The organism is Nonomuraea sp. NPDC049709, assembly GCF_040674815.1.
Lineage (GTDB): Bacteria > Actinomycetota > Actinomycetes > Streptosporangiales > Streptosporangiaceae > Nonomuraea.
This window is the reverse complement of record NZ_JBFANM010000001.1, coordinates 65,593-83,215: the sequence shown is the minus strand read 5'-3', so window position 1 is coordinate 83,215 and position 17,623 is coordinate 65,593. Positions and strand designations below refer to the sequence as shown.

The 17,623-nt window shown below is 70.3% G+C and carries 19 protein-coding genes and 1 tRNA gene; 14 read left to right on the top strand and 6 right to left on the bottom strand.

Going from position 1 to position 17,623, the window contains the following annotated elements; translation table 11 throughout:
* Nucleotides 1-8: 8 nt before the first annotated feature.
* From AB0J69_RS00465 to AB0J69_RS00445, 5 genes are read left to right on the top strand one after another with little or no spacing between them, the layout of a single operon-like run.
* The gene (locus AB0J69_RS00465) at nucleotides 9-662 is read left to right on the top strand and encodes an HAD family phosphatase (RefSeq protein WP_364111262.1); all 654 of its coding nucleotides are present in this window, start codon (nucleotides 9-11) and stop codon (nucleotides 660-662) included.
* Nucleotides 655-1,407 (top strand): NTP transferase domain-containing protein, encoded by a 753-nt coding sequence (locus AB0J69_RS00460; protein WP_364111260.1) that lies wholly within the window; start codon nucleotides 655-657, stop codon nucleotides 1,405-1,407. The genes AB0J69_RS00465 and AB0J69_RS00460 overlap by 8 nt, the downstream gene beginning before the upstream one ends.
* On the top strand, nucleotides 1,395-2,753 hold the full coding sequence (locus AB0J69_RS00455; RefSeq protein WP_364111258.1) for a glycosyltransferase family 4 protein: 1,359 nt from the start codon (nucleotides 1,395-1,397) through the stop codon (nucleotides 2,751-2,753). The genes AB0J69_RS00460 and AB0J69_RS00455 overlap by 13 nt, the downstream gene beginning before the upstream one ends.
* A complete protein-coding gene (locus AB0J69_RS00450; RefSeq protein WP_364111256.1) occupies nucleotides 2,750-4,018 on the top strand; it encodes a hypothetical protein in 1,269 nt (422 codons plus the stop codon). The genes AB0J69_RS00455 and AB0J69_RS00450 overlap by 4 nt, the downstream gene beginning before the upstream one ends.
* Nucleotides 4,015-5,283 carry a glycosyltransferase family 4 protein gene (locus AB0J69_RS00445; protein WP_364111254.1) on the top strand — a complete coding sequence of 423 codons (1,269 nt, stop codon included), beginning with the start codon at nucleotides 4,015-4,017 and terminating at the stop codon, nucleotides 5,281-5,283. Before AB0J69_RS00450 ends, AB0J69_RS00445 begins: the two co-directional genes overlap by 4 nt.
* A 102-nt stretch (nucleotides 5,284-5,385) precedes the next feature.
* On the opposite strand, the gene AB0J69_RS00440 is transcribed toward AB0J69_RS00445, so the two are convergent.
* Nucleotides 5,386-5,458: transfer RNA gene (locus AB0J69_RS00440), tRNA-Arg, on the bottom strand.
* A 120-nt stretch (nucleotides 5,459-5,578) separates the two neighbouring features.
* The gene (locus AB0J69_RS00435) at nucleotides 5,579-5,977 is read right to left on the bottom strand and encodes a hypothetical protein (RefSeq protein WP_364111252.1); all 399 of its coding nucleotides are present in this window, start codon (nucleotides 5,975-5,977) and stop codon (nucleotides 5,579-5,581) included.
* A gap of 382 nt (nucleotides 5,978-6,359) precedes the next feature.
* Here AB0J69_RS00435 and AB0J69_RS00430 point away from each other — a divergent pair, with 382 nt between their 5' ends.
* The 7 genes from AB0J69_RS00430 (at nucleotide 6,360) to AB0J69_RS00400 (ending at nucleotide 12,212) form a co-directional block, all read left to right on the top strand.
* Entirely contained in the window at nucleotides 6,360-7,598 is a 1,239-nt protein-coding gene (locus tag AB0J69_RS00430) for a histidine kinase (RefSeq protein WP_364111250.1), read from the top strand.
* A 35-nt stretch (nucleotides 7,599-7,633) separates the two neighbouring features.
* Nucleotides 7,634-8,299 carry a response regulator transcription factor gene (locus AB0J69_RS00425; protein ID WP_364111248.1) on the top strand — a complete coding sequence of 222 codons (666 nt, stop codon included), beginning with the start codon at nucleotides 7,634-7,636 and terminating at the stop codon, nucleotides 8,297-8,299.
* 243 nt (nucleotides 8,300-8,542) lie between these two features.
* Nucleotides 8,543-8,725, top strand: a complete 183-nt coding sequence (locus AB0J69_RS00420; RefSeq protein WP_364111246.1) for a hypothetical protein — start codon at nucleotides 8,543-8,545, stop codon at nucleotides 8,723-8,725.
* Between the two features lie 635 nt (nucleotides 8,726-9,360).
* Nucleotides 9,361-9,633, top strand: a complete 273-nt coding sequence (locus tag AB0J69_RS00415) for a hypothetical protein (RefSeq protein WP_364111244.1) — start codon at nucleotides 9,361-9,363, stop codon at nucleotides 9,631-9,633.
* A 1-nt stretch (nucleotide 9,634) separates the two neighbouring features.
* Nucleotides 9,635-10,366, top strand: a complete 732-nt coding sequence (locus AB0J69_RS00410; RefSeq protein ID WP_364111242.1) for a prolipoprotein diacylglyceryl transferase family protein — start codon at nucleotides 9,635-9,637, stop codon at nucleotides 10,364-10,366.
* Nucleotides 10,363-11,889, top strand: a complete 1,527-nt coding sequence (locus AB0J69_RS00405; protein WP_364111240.1) for a radical SAM protein — start codon at nucleotides 10,363-10,365, stop codon at nucleotides 11,887-11,889. Before AB0J69_RS00410 ends, AB0J69_RS00405 begins: the two co-directional genes overlap by 4 nt.
* A gap of 26 nt (nucleotides 11,890-11,915) precedes the next feature.
* On the top strand, nucleotides 11,916-12,212 hold the full coding sequence (locus tag AB0J69_RS00400) for a hypothetical protein (protein WP_364111238.1): 297 nt from the start codon (nucleotides 11,916-11,918) through the stop codon (nucleotides 12,210-12,212).
* Nucleotides 12,213-12,615: 403 nt separating this feature from the next.
* Here the strand turns inward: AB0J69_RS00400 and AB0J69_RS00395 are convergent, their stop codons facing one another.
* Nucleotides 12,616-13,074, bottom strand: coding sequence for a MaoC family dehydratase (locus AB0J69_RS00395; protein WP_364111236.1), 459 nt, complete (start codon nucleotides 13,072-13,074; stop codon nucleotides 12,616-12,618).
* Nucleotides 13,075-13,357: 283 nt separating this feature from the next.
* Between AB0J69_RS00395 and AB0J69_RS00390 the strand changes: the two genes are divergently transcribed.
* Entirely contained in the window at nucleotides 13,358-14,539 is a 1,182-nt protein-coding gene (locus tag AB0J69_RS00390; RefSeq protein WP_364111234.1) for an ATP-binding protein, read from the top strand.
* A 103-nt stretch (nucleotides 14,540-14,642) separates the two neighbouring features.
* Here the strand turns inward: AB0J69_RS00390 and AB0J69_RS00385 are convergent, their stop codons facing one another.
* Nucleotides 14,643-15,434 carry a MauE/DoxX family redox-associated membrane protein gene (locus AB0J69_RS00385; protein ID WP_364111232.1) on the bottom strand — a complete coding sequence of 264 codons (792 nt, stop codon included), beginning with the start codon at nucleotides 15,432-15,434 and terminating at the stop codon, nucleotides 14,643-14,645.
* A 4-nt stretch (nucleotides 15,435-15,438) separates the two neighbouring features.
* Nucleotides 15,439-16,386, bottom strand: a complete 948-nt coding sequence (locus tag AB0J69_RS00380) for a hypothetical protein (RefSeq protein WP_364111230.1) — start codon at nucleotides 16,384-16,386, stop codon at nucleotides 15,439-15,441.
* 221 nt (nucleotides 16,387-16,607) lie between these two features.
* Between AB0J69_RS00380 and AB0J69_RS00375 the strand changes: the two genes are divergently transcribed.
* The gene (locus tag AB0J69_RS00375; protein ID WP_364111228.1) at nucleotides 16,608-17,108 is read left to right on the top strand and encodes a SigE family RNA polymerase sigma factor; all 501 of its coding nucleotides are present in this window, start codon (nucleotides 16,608-16,610) and stop codon (nucleotides 17,106-17,108) included.
* Here the strand turns inward: AB0J69_RS00375 and AB0J69_RS00370 are convergent.
* Nucleotides 17,074-17,580: a MarR family transcriptional regulator gene (locus AB0J69_RS00370; protein WP_364111862.1), complete on the bottom strand. Its 507-nt coding sequence runs from the start codon at nucleotides 17,578-17,580 to the stop codon at nucleotides 17,074-17,076. The genes AB0J69_RS00375 and AB0J69_RS00370 overlap by 35 nt on opposite strands.
* Between the last annotated feature and the right edge of the window lie 43 nt (nucleotides 17,581-17,623).

Below are 17,623 nucleotides of genomic sequence, written 5' to 3'. Positions count from 1 at the left end.
GCCCAGCGGTGCTTGTCGCTGGGCGGCGGGTCTGGCTCTGTGATTTGGACGGCACGCTGGTCGACTCCGCGCCCGTTCACGCGGCTGCGTTCCGGGCCGCGATCGGGGAGCTGGCGCCGTCCTCGCTCGGCTCCTTCCGGTACGACGCGCATGCAGGGGCGACCACCCGGGAGGTGGTGACCGGGCTGGGCGTCGGCGGGGACGTGGCCGAACGGCTGGTCCGGCGGAAGCAGCTGCTGTACCGGGAGTACGTGGAGGCGGGCAGGGTGCCGGTGTTCCCCGGCGCGCGGCGGCTGCTCGACCACCTGACCAGCGGCGGCCGCGCGGCCTACCTGGTCACCAGCGGCAGCAGGGGGTCGGTCGAGCGGGTCCTGGAGGCGTGCTCGCTGGGCGGCTACTTCAGCGGCGTGCTCACCGGGGACGACGTCCCGTGGGGCAAGCCGGACCCGGCGTTCTACCGGCACGCCTGCGAGCGCTGGTCCGTCGACCCGGACGACGCCGTGGCCCTGGAGGACTCCGAGCACGGCGTCGCCTCCGCCGTCGGCGCCGGACTGGTGACGTTGCAGGTCAACGCAGTGGAACCGGCCGCGGGGGCGGCCCAGGTGCGGGATCTGGACGAGATCGTGGACTTCCTCGACTGGGGAGTGAGTGGCAGTGAGTGACCAGCGCGTCTGCGCGGTGATCCCGGCGGCCGGGAGCGGGACCAGGCTCGGCCTCGGCATCCCGAAGATCACACTGGAGGTCGCCGACGGCGTCACCGTGTGGCACCTGCTGCACCGGCGGCTGGGCCCCTGGGTGGAGCACGTCCACGTGGTGGTCTCCCCGGCGGGTGAGATCCCGTTCCGCCGCCTCGCCGCCGAGGAAATCGAGCGCGGCGCCGTCTCGGTGAGCGTCCAGGCGCGGCCGACGGGCATGGGCGACGCGATCTTCGGAGCCGTCGCGCACTGGGAGGGGTACGACCGGATCCTGGTGGTCTGGGGCGACCAGGTGAACCTGTCCTCGGCGACCGTGCGGCAGGTGGTGCGGGCCCGCCATGACGGCCTCACCCTCCCGCTGGTGCCGATGCCCTCGCCGTACGTCGAGTACGAGCTGGACGGATCGGCCCTGGTCAGGGTGCGGATGTCCCGCGAGGGGGACGAATGCCGGCCCGGCGGGCTCAGCGACGTCGGCGTGTTCTGCCTCGGCACGGACGGGCTGCCGGAGGCGTGGGCGGGCTACCTGCTCGACGCCGCCCCGGGTGCGGCCACCGGTGAGGTCAACTTCCTGCCGTTCCTGCCGTACCTGTCGCAGGTCCGCGACCGGCCGGTGATCGTGGTGCCGGTCAGCGACCCCTTCGAGGCCCGTGGCATCAACACCCCGGGCGACCTCGACTTCGCCCGGCAGGCGTACCAGCGGTGCCCGGACTGACCCGGCCGCGCCGCTGCCACGTCGTCTGCACCGAGGTCCCGCCGAACGTCGTCGGCGGTCTGGGACGGTACGCCGAGCGGATGCTTCCCGCCCTGCGCGACTCCGGCGTCCCCATCGAGGTGTACGGCGCGATCGGCCGGCACCTGCCGGCAGGGGTCGAGCGGACCGGCGACATCACGCTGCACCGGCTGCGCACCGCCGGAGCTCCCGCCACAGCGCCCGGCCCGCACACACCGAAAGCGGCCAACCCTGGCACATCCGAAACCAGCCACTCTGACACGCCCGGGGGCGGTCGCCCGCACAGCCCCGAAACCACCCTCCCGCGTACGCCGGGAACCGCCCGGCCTCGGGAGGCCGTCCGTCCGTTGGTGAGGATCGCCGGGTTGATCGCCTTCAATGTGCGGGTCGCGGCGCGGATTCTGCGCGCTGGTGGGCGTTCCGGGGCGGTCGTGGCGGTGCATGACTGGATGGGGTGCATCGCCGGGATCCTGTGCCGGTTGGTCGGGCGGATGCCGGTGGTGTTCCACGTGCACACCTGCGAGCACAACACTGCCCCGGGGGCGCGCCGCACCGCCGTGACCGCCGGCATCACCGCGCTGGAGAACGCGCAGGCCCGGCTGGCGAGCCTGATCGTGGTGCCGAGCGCGGGCATGCGGGACGAGCTCGTGGCGCGCGGCTGGCCGCCGGGGCGCCTGCGGGTCGTGCCGCACGGGTTCGAGGATCCCGAGCTGGTACGGCTGGCCGGGCTGTCCGGCGCCGAGCGCGACCGGCTCCGCGCGGAGGTCAGGACCAACTACCTGCCGGGCGGCGCCGGAAGGCTGGTCGTCTTCGCCGGGCGCCTGTCGTCGCACAAGGGCGTGCACACGCTGATCAAGGCGGTGCCGGCGCTGCTCCGCGATCGCGGCGACCTGCGGGTCGTGCTCGTCGGCAGCGGCGACGACGCGGAGGTGGCCCGGCTGATCGAGCGGGAGGGCGTCGGCGGGCACGTGGTCGCCGGCTACCGGTTCCTGGACCCACCCGAGGTGTTCGCGCACTTCCTGGCCGCCGACGTGTGTGCCTTTCCCTCGTCGTACGAGCCGTTCGGGCTGGTCGCGGTAGAGGCGATGGCGCTGGGGCGGCCGGTCGTGGTCGGGCCGGGTTACTCGCCGGAGGTGGTCGGCGACGGAGCGGTCCGCTGCCGTGCCGGAGAGCCCGACGAACTGGCCGCGGCCCTGTCGCGCTGCCTGGACGACCCGGAGCACGCGGCGGGGCTCGCCCGGCGCGGCGCCGAGCACGTCCGCGCGCGATACTCGTGGGCGCGCACGGCCGAAGCCACGCTCGCGGCGTACGCGGAGGTGGCCCGGTGACGTCCGCGCTCCGCGACCGGGTAGCGCGGCTGCTCGGCGGCCGCGGCTGGGCCGTCTGGCCCACGCTGGTGAGCATCGCCGCCAGCGGCACGGCCGCGGCGACCACGCTCGTCATCGCCTGGGGGATCGGCGCGGCGGCGTTCGGCCGGTTCACCCTCGTGCTGACGATCGCGCTGATCGTCACCGTCGGCATGCTGCTGAACCTGAACTACGTCATGTTCCAGGAGCTGCCGAGGGCAGAGCCGCCGGACCGGCCGGCCCTGGTGACGACGGCGCTGTTCACCACGCTGGCGCTGGGAGGCGGCCTGGTCGCCGCCGGGCTGCTGGCCGCCCCGCTGCTGACCCGCCTGCTCGGCGTCGACGTCCGTACGCTCTGCTTCGCGCTGGCGCTGGCCCTGTCGATGACGGTGAACCAGCTGACCGAGAGCTTCCTGCGCGGGCTGAAGAAGTTCGCGTACGTGGCGGGGCTCAAGCTCGTCGTCGCCGCCGTCTACCTGGCCACGGCCGCCTACTGCCTCCTGGTCGCGGGGATCCGGGACGCCGAGGTCTACCTGGTCGCGCTGATCGTCACGAACGTCGTCTTCGCCCTTGCGGCCGTGGCCGGCTTCGACGTCGTCCCGCGCTCCTGGTCGGCGTCCCTGGCCCGCTCGCTGCTGCGGCACGGCGCCTACATGAGCGTCATCGCCGCCTTCACCGCCGTGCTGTTCGGGGTGGACGTGATCTTCCTCAACCACTGGGCCTCGGGCAGCGACGTCGGCGTGTACTCGGTCTACAACGGCTTCCCGAAGCGGCTGCTCGGCGTGGTGTTCACCGAGGGGATCGGGCTGGTGCTGCTGCCCGTGCTGGCGACGGCCGACAAGGTCGCGGCGCTGCGGCGGATCGGCCACGTCGCGCCGGCGATCGCGGTGGCCACGGCGGTCTTCTCCTTCGCCGCGAGCGCGCTGTTCTTCCTGGTGCTGCGCGCGGAGTATCCGTACTCGCCCGGACTGATGGCGTTGTCGGCGGTGGGGATCGGCGTCCACACGGTGTTCAACCTCTACCTCTTCACCCTGTCGATGGACGGGGTGCGGGGCGCGAAGGTGCTCATCGCCTGCCTCGCCATCGGGTCGCCCGCCGCGCTCGCCTGCCAGGCGGTGTTCATCTCCTGGCAGGGCCTGACCGGGGGCCTGGTGGCGTTCGCACTGACCAATCTCGTCCTGGTCGCCGTCGTGGCCGCCGCCGCGGCCCGGGTGTACCGAGCACGTCCTTCGGAGGTCGAACGGTGAGAGTCGTCCACGTCATCAACCAGTTCCCGCCCAACATCACCGCGGGGCTCGGCCGCTACGTCGAGGAGATTACCCCGCACCTGACCGGCGACCTGGAGATGGCCGTGTTCACGCTGAACGACGGGCGCCTGCCGGTGCACGAGCGGCGCGACGGCGTCACCGTCTACCGGCCGCTGGGCCGCCTGCTAGGCGCGATCAGCCGCCGCCGCAGGCTCAACCGGACGCGCCGGGCCGAGTTCGTCCTGCTGGCGGTGAACGTCGTGGTGAGCAACTGGCGGTACTTCCTGCGGCTGCGGCGGCTGGCCCCCGTCGAGCGGCCCGACCTGGTCGCCGTGCACGACTCGACGAACTTCCTGGCCGCCCTGCTGTGCCACTACGTACTGCGGCTGCCGGTCGTCTTCCACGTGCACACCACCGAGTACGGAGTCGCACCGCAGCGCAGCATCACCGACCCGCTCAGCGTGTTCGCGGCCGTCGAGCGGTGGCTGGCACGGATCGCCCGCCGGGTCGTGGTCGCCACCCCGGAGGTGCGCGAGCAGCTCGCCGCCGCCGGGTGGAACCGGGACACGATCGACGTGGTCTGCCTGGGCGGCACGTTCGAGCGGCGGCTCGCCGGTGTCGACCGGGCCGCGCTCCGCTCCGGCGCCGCCGCGCTGCGCGCCCGTCTCGGCATTGCGGACGGCGACCCGGTGCTGCTCTTCGTCGGCCGCATCGAACGGCAGAAGGGGATCTACCAGCTGCTGGAGGCGATGGGGAAGATCACCGTCGCGCTCCCCCGGCTCCTGCTGGTGATCGTCGGCGAGGGGGACGAGGCCGGGGTCGCGCGGTTCGTCGCGGACGCCGGGCTGGACGGGCGCGTCCTCACCTCCGGCGGGTTCGTCGACGGCGCGGCGTTACTGGAGTACTACGAGCTGGCCGACCTCTGCGTCTTCCCCTCGCTCTTCGAGCCGTTCGGCCTGGTAGCGACCGAGGCCATGGCCCTGACCAGGCCGACGATCCTCGGCGACGGGTTCTCCCGGATCTTCCTCGGCGATCCCGCCGACCCCGCCGTGCGGTTCGCGCGAAGCGCCGACCCCGGCTCCATCGCCGATGCCGTGATCGACCTCATCGAGGATCCGGTGGCCCGCCATGCTCTCGCAGAGAGCGGGGAACGGTTCGTCAGGGAGCGGCTGAGCTGGGTCAGGGCCGCGGCGGAGACGATCGCGGTCTACCGGGCCGCGCTCTCCGTACGGGGAGCCGGGGCGGACCACCGCGCGAGGCGATGATCGAGCAGGTGAGGACCGTGTGCGGTCCCGCGCTGTAAACCGCTGCTGTACGAGATCCAAAAAGGCCCTCCGGGATGATCCCGGAGAGCCTTTGACCTGGAGCGCGGCCGACAGGAGTCGAACCCGTAACCTTCTGATCCGTAGTCAGATGCTCTATCCATTGAGCTACGGCCGCTCGGTGCTTAAGCAAGCATAGCGGGTTCTGGGCAGTACCTCGAACCGGATACGGCAATCTCGGGGTCGCGGGTTGGATCTTGGAAGGTGGGCCCCCGGTGGGGTGGGGGCCACCTTGTGCCTACGCGTCCAATCTCTTCAGTAGGCGTTCGATCATGAGGCCCAGGTCGGTGAGTCTGTGATGGATGGAGTCGTGCTGGTCCCGGGCCTGCGAACGGAACTTGGCGAAGTGGTCGTTGGTCTGCCTTCTGAAGCCCCCGATCTCGTCGTTCAGGGCGGAGACGTCCTGGGCCAGCTCAGCTTGCAGGTCCTTGATGCGGATCTTCACCTCGGCGACGTCGATCGTCGCCGTCGTGACGTCGGCGTGTATGTCCTCCATTGGCGTGCAGTTCTGTGCCGGGAAGTTCATGCGCCGGCGTCGGGCCCTCGGGCGGATGGGGGTTGCGCCGGTGGAACGCACGGTTGCTTCGAGGGCGTCTACACGGAGTTTCAGCTTGCGAATCTCCGCCTCTATATCCACGTACCCCTACCTTCGCGGTAGCTGGAAGGGATCCCGGGCGCGGCCGCTCGGGTCCCACGTTCTGTGATCGCATGGTCGCAACCAGTGTGTCGCCGTGAGAACCCGGGCCGGGTGTGGGTGGGGATTTGTTCGCCGAGGCGTAACAAAGCTGCCGGTGTTGAGGCTGGCGCTCTACTTGGTGGGAGTCCTGGCGAGGTGGCATTAGGGGCGGTGTTCTGGGTGGTTGTAGTGGCATTTCTGAGGGTGTTTCGGGGGGTGGCCGCTGTGTTGGTGGGGCCAGGGTGAGCGGTGGTGAGGGAAGCCTGTGGATACATCGAAGGGTGTATCCACAGGCGGACTTCTGGAGGAGGGGGCGGGTGGCGGGAGGTGGTGGGATGGGTGCATGAAGCGGGTGGAGTTGTGGGCTGGGCTTGCCTTCGCGATGGGGGTGGTGCTGATCGCGGGCAGGTCCTACATCGATCGCGGCGTGCCCGTGTGGGTGCTGGGTGTGCCGCTGGCTCTTACCTGTGCGGGGGTTCTGGTGCGGCGGCGGGCTCCGCTGGCCTCCTTGGGGCTCGGCGTGGTCGGGATCGTGATGGACGGGTTCGTGGGGCCGTCGTTGGGGACGGTGCTGGTTTTCACCGACAATCTGTACGCTGCGGCGCTTTATGGGCCGGCGCGGTTGGCTCGGGTGTTGCTCGGCGTCACCGCCGTGCTGGCCGTCGCGGGCGGGGCCGTGGCCGGGTTTCTCGCGGCGGACTGGCGGATGCTGGCCGTCATGGGGGTGCAGGCCGGGCTGGTGCTCATCACGCCTGTCACCACCGCCGCCGTCGTACGCGAGCAGCGGGATCGGGCCGCGGCCGAGCGGGCACGCGCCGAGCAGGTCGCCCATCTCGCCGAGCTCGACAGGCAGGCCGCGATATCCGCCGAGCGTACGCGCATGGCCCGCGAGCTGCATGACATGATCGCCAACCACTTCAGCGCCATCGCCATACAGTCCACGGCCGCGCTCTCGCGCAAGGACCTTGATCGGGACACCGTTCGGAAGATCATGGAGTCCGTGCGCGAGAACAGCGTCAAGGGGATGGCCGAGATGCGGGCCATGATCGGGCTGTTGCGGCAGGAGGGGGATGACGGCGAGAACGAAGCCACCCGGCCCCGGCTCGCGGATGCGGAGACCTTGGTCGAGAGGGTGAGACGGGCGGGGATGGCCGCGGACATGCGGGTGGAGGGGGAAGTGAGGGAGCTGCCCGCGGCCGTGGATCTCGCCGGTTACCGGATTCTGCAGGAGGCGCTCACCAACGCGCTCAAGCACGGTGAGTCGCCGGTCTCGGTGGTGGTCGGTTACGAGGACGGCCGGGTTCTGGTGAGCGTTGAGAACGCCCTTGGCGGACGAGGGCGTACGGAGTTGCCGGGCGCCGGGGCGGGGCTGGTCGGGATGCGGGAGCGGGCCTCGTTGGTGGGTGGGATCTTCGACGCCGGAGAAGTTTGGAGTGCGGAGGGCGCCGCGGCTGGTGGTGACACGGGCTCCTGGCGGGTGCTGGCGGTGCTTCCCACGGCTGCCGACGTGACACTGACGCGGGCAGGGGTTGGTTCGGGCGCTGGGGACGAGGGCGGCTCCGGGCGTGGATCTGGGGCCTGAGTTGTTGTCGTGGGCTGTGCTGGAGGTGAAGACTGGTGGCCATCAGGGTGCTGGTAGCTGACGATCATGCGGCGGTCAGGGTCGGGATCGTGCTGATTCTGGACGGGGCGGACGACATCGAGGTCGTGGGCGAGGCCGGCGATGGGGAGGAGGCCGTGGCGATGGCTCGGGAGCTGCGGCCTGACGTGGTGTTGATGGATGTACGAATGCCTCGGCTCGACGGGATTTCCGCCACTCGGGAATTGGCCGGAGTTTGTGACGTGCTGATACTCACCACGTTCGACGTCGATGAATATGTGTTCGGGGCGTTGCGGGCGGGGGCTGCGGGCTTTTTGTTGAAGAACACCGACGCCGAGTCATTGGTCGAGGCGGTTCGGGTGGTGGCTCGGGGGGACGGGCTCATTTCGCCAGGGGTCACGCGGAGGTTGATCTCGGCATTCGCGGAGCAGGCGTCGCCGGTGCGTCGGGACGCGGTGGGAGATCCGGCGGGGGGATCGGCGGGGGGATCGGCGGGGTTGACGCCTCGGGAGAGGGAGGTCCTGGCGTGTATCGGGCGTGGGTTGTCCAATGCTGAAATTGCCAGGGAGCTGGATATGGCCGAGGCGACGACCAAGACGCATGTCAGTCGGGTGCTGAACAAACTGGGGTTGCGGAGCCGGGTGCAGGCGGCGATCTACTATTCGGATTACTACTCGGATTAGGGATGGGGGCTGGGCCTTCGAGGGCTCTTGGGGGTGCAGGGGTACTGGGGATGGAGGGGCTTGGGGCGTAAGGTTCGTGGCGTGAGCAGTTCGCCGCCTTCGCCGCCGTTGCCGCCCTCGTCGGGGTCTTCTGAGCCGCCTCGGCGGCCAGGAGTGGTCGTCGCGTTGGCGGTCGCGGGGGTCTTCGCATATCTGGTCGTGAACGTGGCTGTCGGGCTTGTCGTTCTGAGCTTGGAGTCCAGCGTGGCGATCGGGGTGGGGGCCGGGGTTCTGGCGCTGTTGGGTGTCGGGGGCGGGCTGCTGCTCGTTCGACTGCGGAAGTCGTGGTCGGTGGGGCTGGGGCTGGGGACGATGATCGGGTGGGGGCTCGCGTCGATCGTGTCGGCGGGCTATTGCACCGGGCTCAATCCCGGGATGTATACGTAGGTCTACTCGTGCGACTTTGTGATGAAGGCGTTGATCGGATGGCAATTGCGGCGCCTAGTCTGATCATGACCAGGGGGTAGACCAAGCCAATGACCACACCACCACCGACGCCGCCCTCGTCGTCGTCGCCGTCCGAAGAGCCTGACGAATCGGGGCAAGGGGCGGTGCCGGCCGGGGAGCCGGAGTTCCTGCCGCCTCCGGGTGGGGAGTCGGTGCCCAAGCCGCCGCCTTCGACCGGGGGCTCCGTGGCCATGCCGCCTTCCGCTGGTGGGCCGGGTCCCATGGCGCCGCCTCCCACGGGGGAGCCGGTGCTCATGCCGCCGCCATCCGGGGTGCCGGGGCCTTTGTCGTCGCCGTCCCCGAGGGGAGGGAGCGGGTCAGGGGAGCAGGCTGACCGTCCTGGGCGGCCGGCGCACGTTTCGCCGCCCGGCCCTGGACGTCCGTCCTTCGCGCCGCCGGATCCCGGGCGCGCGCCTCAGGGACAGGTCTCGTCAGAACAGTTCTCGTCAGGGCAGGTCCCGCCTGGGCAGGCGCCCCCAGGACAGCCGCCCTTCAGGCCGTACGGACAGGCAGGGTACGCACCGCCGCCGCTCCCGCCCACCACCGCCTCCAACTCCACGGGCCTGCTGATCGGGATGCTGTTCGCCGGGCTGGCCATCTACAGCGCCCTCAACGTCGTGGTCGGCTTCTTCATCTTCTTCGCCGCCATGGGCGAGGACGGCACCGCCTTCATGATCGTCGGCACGGTGCTGCTGGCCCTGTCCGGGCTCGGCGCGGGGATCGGCCTGTGCTTCGTCCGCAAGCCGTGGGCCAGAGGTCTCGGGCTGGGTCTCATGATCGGATGGGCGCTCTGGTCGATCCTGTCCGCCGGGTTCTGCACCGGCATCAACCCGGGCCTGTACGCCTGACATGCCCTACCACGAGATATTCGTCGGCCTCGGCGTATTCGTGGCCTCCATCGTCTTCGTACGCGAGGCCAGAAGCCGCGGGGCGCTCAACGAGCAATCGCTGATCGCGGTGGCCGGAGCCCTGGTCGGCGGCGCGATCGGGATGCGGCTGGCGGGCTGGCTGGAGACGCTGGAGATCGAGAACCTCTGGCTGTACGGCTCCCGCAGCATCCTCGGCGGCCTGACCGGCGCGTACGTCGGAGTCCTGGTGGCGAAGAGGATCATCGGCTACAAGGAGCGCACCGGTGACCTGTTCGCCCCCGCGGTGGCGCTGGGCATGGCCGTGGGCCGGATCGGGTGCCATCTGACGGAGGCGCCGGGCCGGCCCACCGACCTGCCGTGGGGGGTGCACGCCCCGGCGACGGTCCCCGAATGCCCAGGCTGCCTCACCGGGCAGGCGATGCATCCGTCGTTCGTCTACGAGATCATCTTCCAGCTCGCCGCGTTCGCCGCGCTCCTGTGGGCCCGCAAGCGGCTCACCCAGCCTGGCGAGCTGTTCACGCTCTACCTCGCCGCGTACGCCGCCTTCCGCTTCCTCGTCGAGTTCACCAGGGCCAACGAGACGGTCTGGCTCGACCTGACCAGGCCCCAGTGGTTCCTGATCCCGGGGTTGCTGCTGCTGGCCGTCAGGCTCGGGTACGGCTGGCGGCGCGGCTACTACGATGCCCTTTTCGAGCGGAAGGTCATGACATGAGTGCAGGGATGGGTCTGCGGGGTGACCGCATCCTCAGGTACGTCAACGCGTTCTGCCCGAGCTGCCACGGCCGCGACCTCGACAAGGTCGAGCGGCTGAGCGGCTATCTGGCCGAGCGCGACGGACGGGTGTGGCTGGAACGCGGATGCCGCGAACACGGACTTATCCGCACGTTGTATGACGAAGACCCAGAAATCCTGAAGTACCTGGAGGAGTGGACCGCTCCCACGAAGCAGCACGTACCCGATATCTCAGGGAACTTCGCCCCGATCCCCTCCGCCTACCTCCGCGGTCTCCCCGAACTCCAGACCCAGCACACCTGCATCCTCCTCGAGGACATCGCCGAGGCCTGCAACCTCCGCTGCCCCACCTGCTTCGCCGACAGCTCACCCGACCTGACCGGCGTCGTCCCCCTCCCCGACATCCTGGCGAACGTCGACCAGCGCCTCCAGAGGGAGAACGGCAAGCTCGACGTCCTCATGCTGAGCGGCGGCGAGCCCACCCTCCACCCCGAGCTCAAGACCCTCCTCGCCGAGCTGAGCGCGCGCCCGGTCACCCGCATCCTGCTCAACACCAACGGCGTCCTGATCGCCAAGGACGACTCCCTGCTCGACCTCCTCACCGAGCACCGGGAGCGGGTGGAGGTCTACCTCCAGTACGACGGCTCGTCGGCCGAGGCGTCCAGGCACCACCGGGGCGGCGACCTGACCCGGATCAAGGCGCAGGCGGTGCGACGCCTGTCCGAGCGCGAGATCTTCACCACCCTCGTCATGACCGCCGCCCTGGGCGTGAACGACGGCGAGATCGGCGACGTCGTACGCCTCGCCCTCGACACCCCGTACGTCGGAGGCGTGTCCCTGCAACCCCAGTTCGGCTCGGGCAGGTCGGGCACCATCGACCCGATGGACCGCCTCACCCACACCGGCGTGCTCAAGCGCCTGGGCCCACAGACGGACGGCCTGGTGACCTGGCGCGACCTGACCGCCCTGCCCTGCTCCCACCCCCACTGCTGCTCGGTCGGCTACCTCATCCGCGACGACGCCCGCCAGTGGCGCTCCCTCACCGAGCTGATCGGCCACGACCGCCTCAAGCAGAACCTGGGCCTGGTCTCCAACCGCATCGCCGACTCGGAGATCCCGCGCGAGCTGCGCCTGGCCGTACAGGAGTCCCTGCTCGGCCTGCTCTCCGAGCAGTCGTCGCTGTCGCATCCGCAGATCGGCGACGTGTGGCGGACCATCTGCGAGAACTGCGACCTCGGCGTCTCCACCCTCCTCACCCTCGCCTCGTCGGCCCTGCCCGGCCGGCGGAAGAAGCTGCGCAGGATGCTGGGGGAGCGGGTGGTGCGCATCACGGTCAAACCGTTCATGGACATCTCGACCATGATCGAGGAGCGGCTCACGCAGTGCTGCGTGCACGTGGGCACGCGGGCGGAGCAGGACCAGTGCGCGCCGTTCTGCGCGGTGCAGGCGTGGCCGCAGCTCTCCCGCCAGCGACTCTCGGCGGTGGCGGCGGTGAACCGGTGAGCGGTGGATCGGTGGGTGGTGACCACGTGAGCGGTGACCACGTGAGCGGTGACCACGTGAGCGGTGAATCGACGAGCAGCGGCGCGGGGAGGGGCGAGCCGTACGATCCGCTCCGGTTGTGCGTGTACGCGACCGTCGCGCTGCTGGCCTGGCTGCTCGGCCCGTGGGCGGTGCTGGGGTTCGCGGCGCTCGGGTTCGCGGGTTACTGGAAGGCGCGGCGAGCCGGGCTGACCCGGAGCAAGTGCCTGCTCAGGGACACCCGGCTCGTGCTGGCCTACCTCGGACTCATCGGCCTGGCGGCGCTCGCGGCGATCATTCTGTGACGACCGCCAGGTCCAGGACGGTGTACTCCTTGCCGCTCAGGGCCAGGACGTGAGGTGGAGCCCGTCCGTGCCGGCCAGCCCCGCTCGGGGGTGCCGCCGCTCAGCGGTACGCGGTGGACGCCGCCCTTGCGCAGCGACCACACCAGGGAGTCGCCCGTGAGCCCGATCGCGTCGACGTCCCCGTTGACCTCGGCCACGCGCTCGGCCTCGCCGCCCGCCCTGGGCATGATCCAGAAGTCCGCCAGCCCGGCCGGGTCGGCGCCATTCCGAGGTCGGCCGCGTCCTCGGAATTACCGGACAGCACGTAGCCGTACCGGAGAAGCGCGTCGCCCCGGGTCCGGACGAGCTCGTCGAAATCCTCCACGAACCCAGGGATCGCGTAACGGGGGTGTCTGTTGCACGCCTATTCGGCGGGGACGTACAGGCTGAGCGTCTCGGCGATGCAGGCCGGCCGCTTCTCGCCCTCGATCTCGATCGTCATCTTCAGGCTGGACAGGTAGCCGGCGGGGGTGCCCTTGACGTCTGTGAGCTCGCCCAGGGCCCTGATCCGCGCGCCGACGGGGACCGGCCTGGGGAAGCGGACCTTGTTGAGCCCGTAGTTGACGCCCATCGCGATGTTCTCCACCTTGACCAGGGAGAACATGAACGCCGGCAGCAACGACAGGGTCAGGTATCCGTGGGCGATCGTGCCGCCGAACGGCCCGTCCTTGGCCCGCTCCACGTCCACGTGGATCCACTGATGGTCATCGGTGGCGTCAGCGAAGAGGTTGACCTGGTCCTGAGTGACCGTGCGCCACTCGGTCGGCCCGAACTTCTCGCCGACGGCCGCCTTGAGCTCCTGAACATTCTCGAACGTCCGCATGGGCGAACGCTATTGCCCGGCCCGGACGGCTGCCAAGTTCGGGGTGCCCCGCAGGGTGCCACCGGGCCCGCGTCTTCTGTTGCGAAGATCTTTACTCGAAACCATCGCATAGGTGTTCGAGTCCGCGCTACAGTTCTAGGTACCGCAATCGAACAGAGGTTCGGCCTGGTGAGAGGGGGTGTGTCCGATGACGGTGCTCGCGCCCGCCCCTGCTCGGACACGCCGTAGCACTTTCTTCCCAAATCTAAGACGGCCGCTATATCCGGCAATAAAGTCCGAGAGCGTGGACCCTGTGCGAAACCCCTACGCTCCCGGCGCCGGACAGCGCCCGCCGGAGCTCGCCGGGCGTGATCGCGAGCTGCAGCAGTTCGAGGTCGTGCTGGAGCGGGTCGCCCGCGGCCGTCCCGAGCGCAGCATGGTCGTGACCGGCCTGCGGGGCGTCGGCAAGACCGTTCTGCTCAACACGTTCAAGTCCATGGCCATGCAGCGGCTGTGGGGCACGGGCAAGATCGAGGCCCGGCCCGACCAGTCGATCAGGCGGCCCGTGGCGGCGGCCCTGCACATGGCGATCCGCGAGCTGGCCCCGCGGCACCGCGCGCCAGAGCGCATCGAGGAGTTCCTCGGGGTGCTCAAGGCGTTCGCGATGCGCGATCCGGCCGCGGCCAAGGGCACCTCGCACTGGTCGCCCGGGATCGAGGTGCCGGCCAGCCGCGGGCGCGCCGACTCGGGCGACCTCGAGATCGACCTCACCGAGCTGTTCGTCGACGCGGCGAGCGTGGCCACCGACCTGGCGGTGGGCATCGCCCTGTTCATCGACGAGATGCAGGACGTGCAGGCCGCCGACGTCTCCGCGCTCTGCGCCGCCTGCCACGAGCTGTCGCAGTCGGGCGGGCCGCTGATCGTGGTCGGGGCCGGGCTGCCGCACCTGCCGAGCGTGCTGTCGGCCAGCAAGAGCTATTCCGAGCGGCTCTTCCGCTACGCGCGCATCGACAAGCTCGACCGGGAGGCGGCCGACCTGGCGCTGATCCTGCCGGCGCGCGAGGAAGAGGTGGAGTTCACCCAGGAGGCGCTCGACGCCCTCTACGAGGCGGCCGACGGCTACCCCTACTTCGTGCAGGCGTACGGCAAGGTCGCCTGGGACCTGGCCCCGCGCAGCCCGATCACCATCGAAGACGTCAAGGTCTCCGCCCCGGAGGCCGAGGAGGAGCTCGCGGTCGGGTTCTTCGGCAGCCGCTACGAGCGGGCCACCCCGGCCGAGCGCGACTACATGCACGCCATGGCGCAGATCGGCGACGAGCCGGTCGCGACCGCCGAGGTGGCCGACGCCCTCGGGCGAAAGCCGTCCAGCCTCTCGCCCGCCCGCGACAGCCTCATCAAGAAAGGGCTCATCTACAGCGCCGAGCGCGGTCTGATCGCGTTCACGGTGCCGCACTTCGGGAAGTTCCTGCGCGCTCAACCGATCTGAGCGGCGCCCCTAGACCTCTATTGGGCTGTCTAGTGGGGAAGCTAGACAGCCCAATAGAGCTATATCGTCATGCCTGTCGAGGGAAATCTAGGGCTCTCTAGCGTCAGGCCGATACTGACGTATATTCCGGCAGAGAGCCGCTGTCCGCCGCGCTGACCACGGCCACCCGCACCGCCGGGCGCCGGCCGCTCAGATAGACGGCGAAGACCACGTCGTCATCGTCGTGGTTGCGAAAGGCGAAGAAACGCCAGCACAGCTCGCGCCAGGTGTCGTACGGCTCGGCCGAGACGAGCTCGCCCCGGTGCGCCCGCCAGGTGCCGCTCGACCTGAGCCGGGCGAGGGTCACGGACTCGGCGGGGCCGCGGCGCTGCTCGCAGGGGGCGCGATAGCGTACGCGGTCGATCAGCTCCTCGATCTCCGGCGACAACATCGCGAGCACGACCACCCCGGCGGCCGTGAACCACGACGGCCGGGTCGCGGCCGCCCAGCCCGTCACCGGCGTCCACAGCGCCATCCCGGCCATCCCGGTCAGCGCCACCGTCCGGCCGATCGAGCGCAGCCCGACCGGCGCCGAGCTCACCTCGCCGAAGCAGCCGCACCCCGCGTCGGGCCGCCGCCTGCGCAGCTCCAGCAGCACGTACGTGGACAGCGCGAAGAACGCGACCGTGCCCCACCGGAAGAGCGGATGCGTCGTGAGCAGCAGCCCCGAGGCCAGCACCAGCTCGCCGGCCGCGCAGACCAGCAGCGCGGGGACCTGCATGCGCCCGGGCACCAGCACCGCGGGCCCCAGCCTGGACAGCGACCCCGGCTCGCGCCCCGAGCCGACGGCGAGCACCTTCGCCGCCGTGCCGAGGAGGAGCATCATGACCAGGAGCGGGAGCTGCGATTCCAGCACGGGCCTACCCCAATCCGATCTGCGCGTTGAAGCAGCCTTTGACGAGGTCACCGCCGAGCTCGACGTACGAGGGCGGCGACAGCTCCGCGATCCGCCCGCGCGGCGAGGTGTCGCACTCGACGCAGCGGTCGCAGAAGCGCCCGGCCATGCAGCCGCACGCCACCACCGGGACGTTGGCGGAGCGGTTCGTGCACACGTTCCTGACCTGGAGCAACGACCCGACCGCGAGGTACGGCAGGCCCGCGCACGACACGCCCGTCTGGGGGCAGCCGGTGTCAGAACGTTCCAGCATGGGGTAGGCCGCGCCCCGCTCTTCCTCGTCGAACATGTCCGACCAGGTAGCCGTCCCCGAGATGCGCGACTGCATGCCCGCGTACACCGGGGGCGGTGGCGGCACGGAGCGCGCCGGGTAAGGGGGCTGGGAGGTGGCGGGCAGCAGGGCCAGGCTCGCGCCGTCCCGCCTGAGGCCGATGGCGTCGAAGAGGTAGCCGGGTTCGAACCGGGGATGGCGTACCTGGAGCCGTCCCGACGCCCGGTAGGGGATGACGACCGTACGGTGGCCGCGGTGGGGACCGCAGTCGAGCTCGACCGTCAGGTCCTTGCGGCCCGCTATGGAGAGGATCGTCCCAGTGATGCGGGTGGTGTCGGCCCAGATCCGTTCGACCACGCGGCCCTCGCGCAGGGCGCGCATCAGCACCATGGAGCCCACGGGCAGGTCGGCGGGGGCGGCCTCGGCGCCGTGCCAGGCGGTGGCCCAGGGCGCGATCACGAGGCGCTCCTCGGCGCCGTCGGGGGTCTCGATGATGATCAGGTGCGGGCTGACGTCCAAGACCTCGCCGACGACCGCGCGTAAGGGGTCGCCGTTGGCGGGGTCGGGGCCGGGAACGCCGCCCTCGCGGCCGAGCGCGGCCGCGGCGAGCACCCGCCGGCGCTCAACGCTCGGATACCCCATCCACCCTCCCTCGCCCTCATCGGGTACTAGATTCACACGACTTGGGGGCGGCTCACACCGTAGTGGCCCAGATGGGAGCAAAATACGCATCCCCGGGGAGGGAGTTCATCTCCGGCGGCGTACAAACCGCCACCGACCTTGACGGACCTTTATCCACGGCGGGCCGAAACCTGAATTGTGGTTCCGGCCTAAACGGGCATCAGGCTGCGATTCTGGCCACGATGCAGACCACCAGTTGGGAAGACGAGTTCCGCGAGTACGTCATGGCGCGCGGCCCCGCCCTGCTGCGCGCGGCCCACCAGCTCACCGGGCATCCGCTGGACGCGGAGGACCTGCTGCAGAACGCGCTGACCAAGACGTACCTGGCCTGGGACCGGATCGAGGACCGGGGCGCGCTGGACGGGTACGTCCGCCGGGCCATGGTCAACATCAACATCTCGCAGTGGCGGCGGCGCAAGCTGGAGGAGTACCCGTCGGACGAGTTGCCGGAGCCGGTCGCCCACGAAGCGGTGGCGGTCTCGGAGGTTCACGAGGCGCTCGAACAGGCCCTGCGGGAACTGCCCGAACGCATGCGGGCCGCGATCGTCCTGCGCTATTACGAGGACATGACCGAGCCGGAGATCGCCAAGACGCTGGGGATCAGCGTGGGGACGGTCAAGAGCACGGTTTCGCGCGGGATGGCCAAGCTCAGGACCGCACTGGGACTTCCGACGACTCGCTGACCGCGCCGGCTTCGGTGGCCCCGGCCGTGGCGCAGGGGCGTACGACGTCTCTGATCTTGCGCAGGGTCTTCAGGAACGCCTCCAGCTCGGCCGCCTCCAGCAGGCCGGTGAGGCACTCGTCGATGTCCCGCAGGTGCTGCGGCAGCACGGACTCCAGCCGCTCGCGCCCGGGGTCGGTGAGTGCCGCGTACGACGCCCGCCGGTCGCTCGCACACGCCTCCCGCTTCACCAGCCCCTCGCGTTCGAGCCGATCGACGACCCTGGTCATCCCGCTTGTGGACAGCCCGGTCTGCGCGGCCAGGTCGCTCATGCGCAAGCGCTGCCCGGGGGAACGTGCCAATCGGATGACGGTCTCGAAGTCGATCTCGGACAACCCCGCCGCCGTCAGCACCGGCGCGAACCGGCCCATCAACCCGGCGTGCACCTCGCTCAGCAGCCCGACGGCCGTCAGGCGGGAGTCGTCAAAGTTCATCACGCTCATACCCTAGCGGACGATAGTTGACGTGCGGAATATT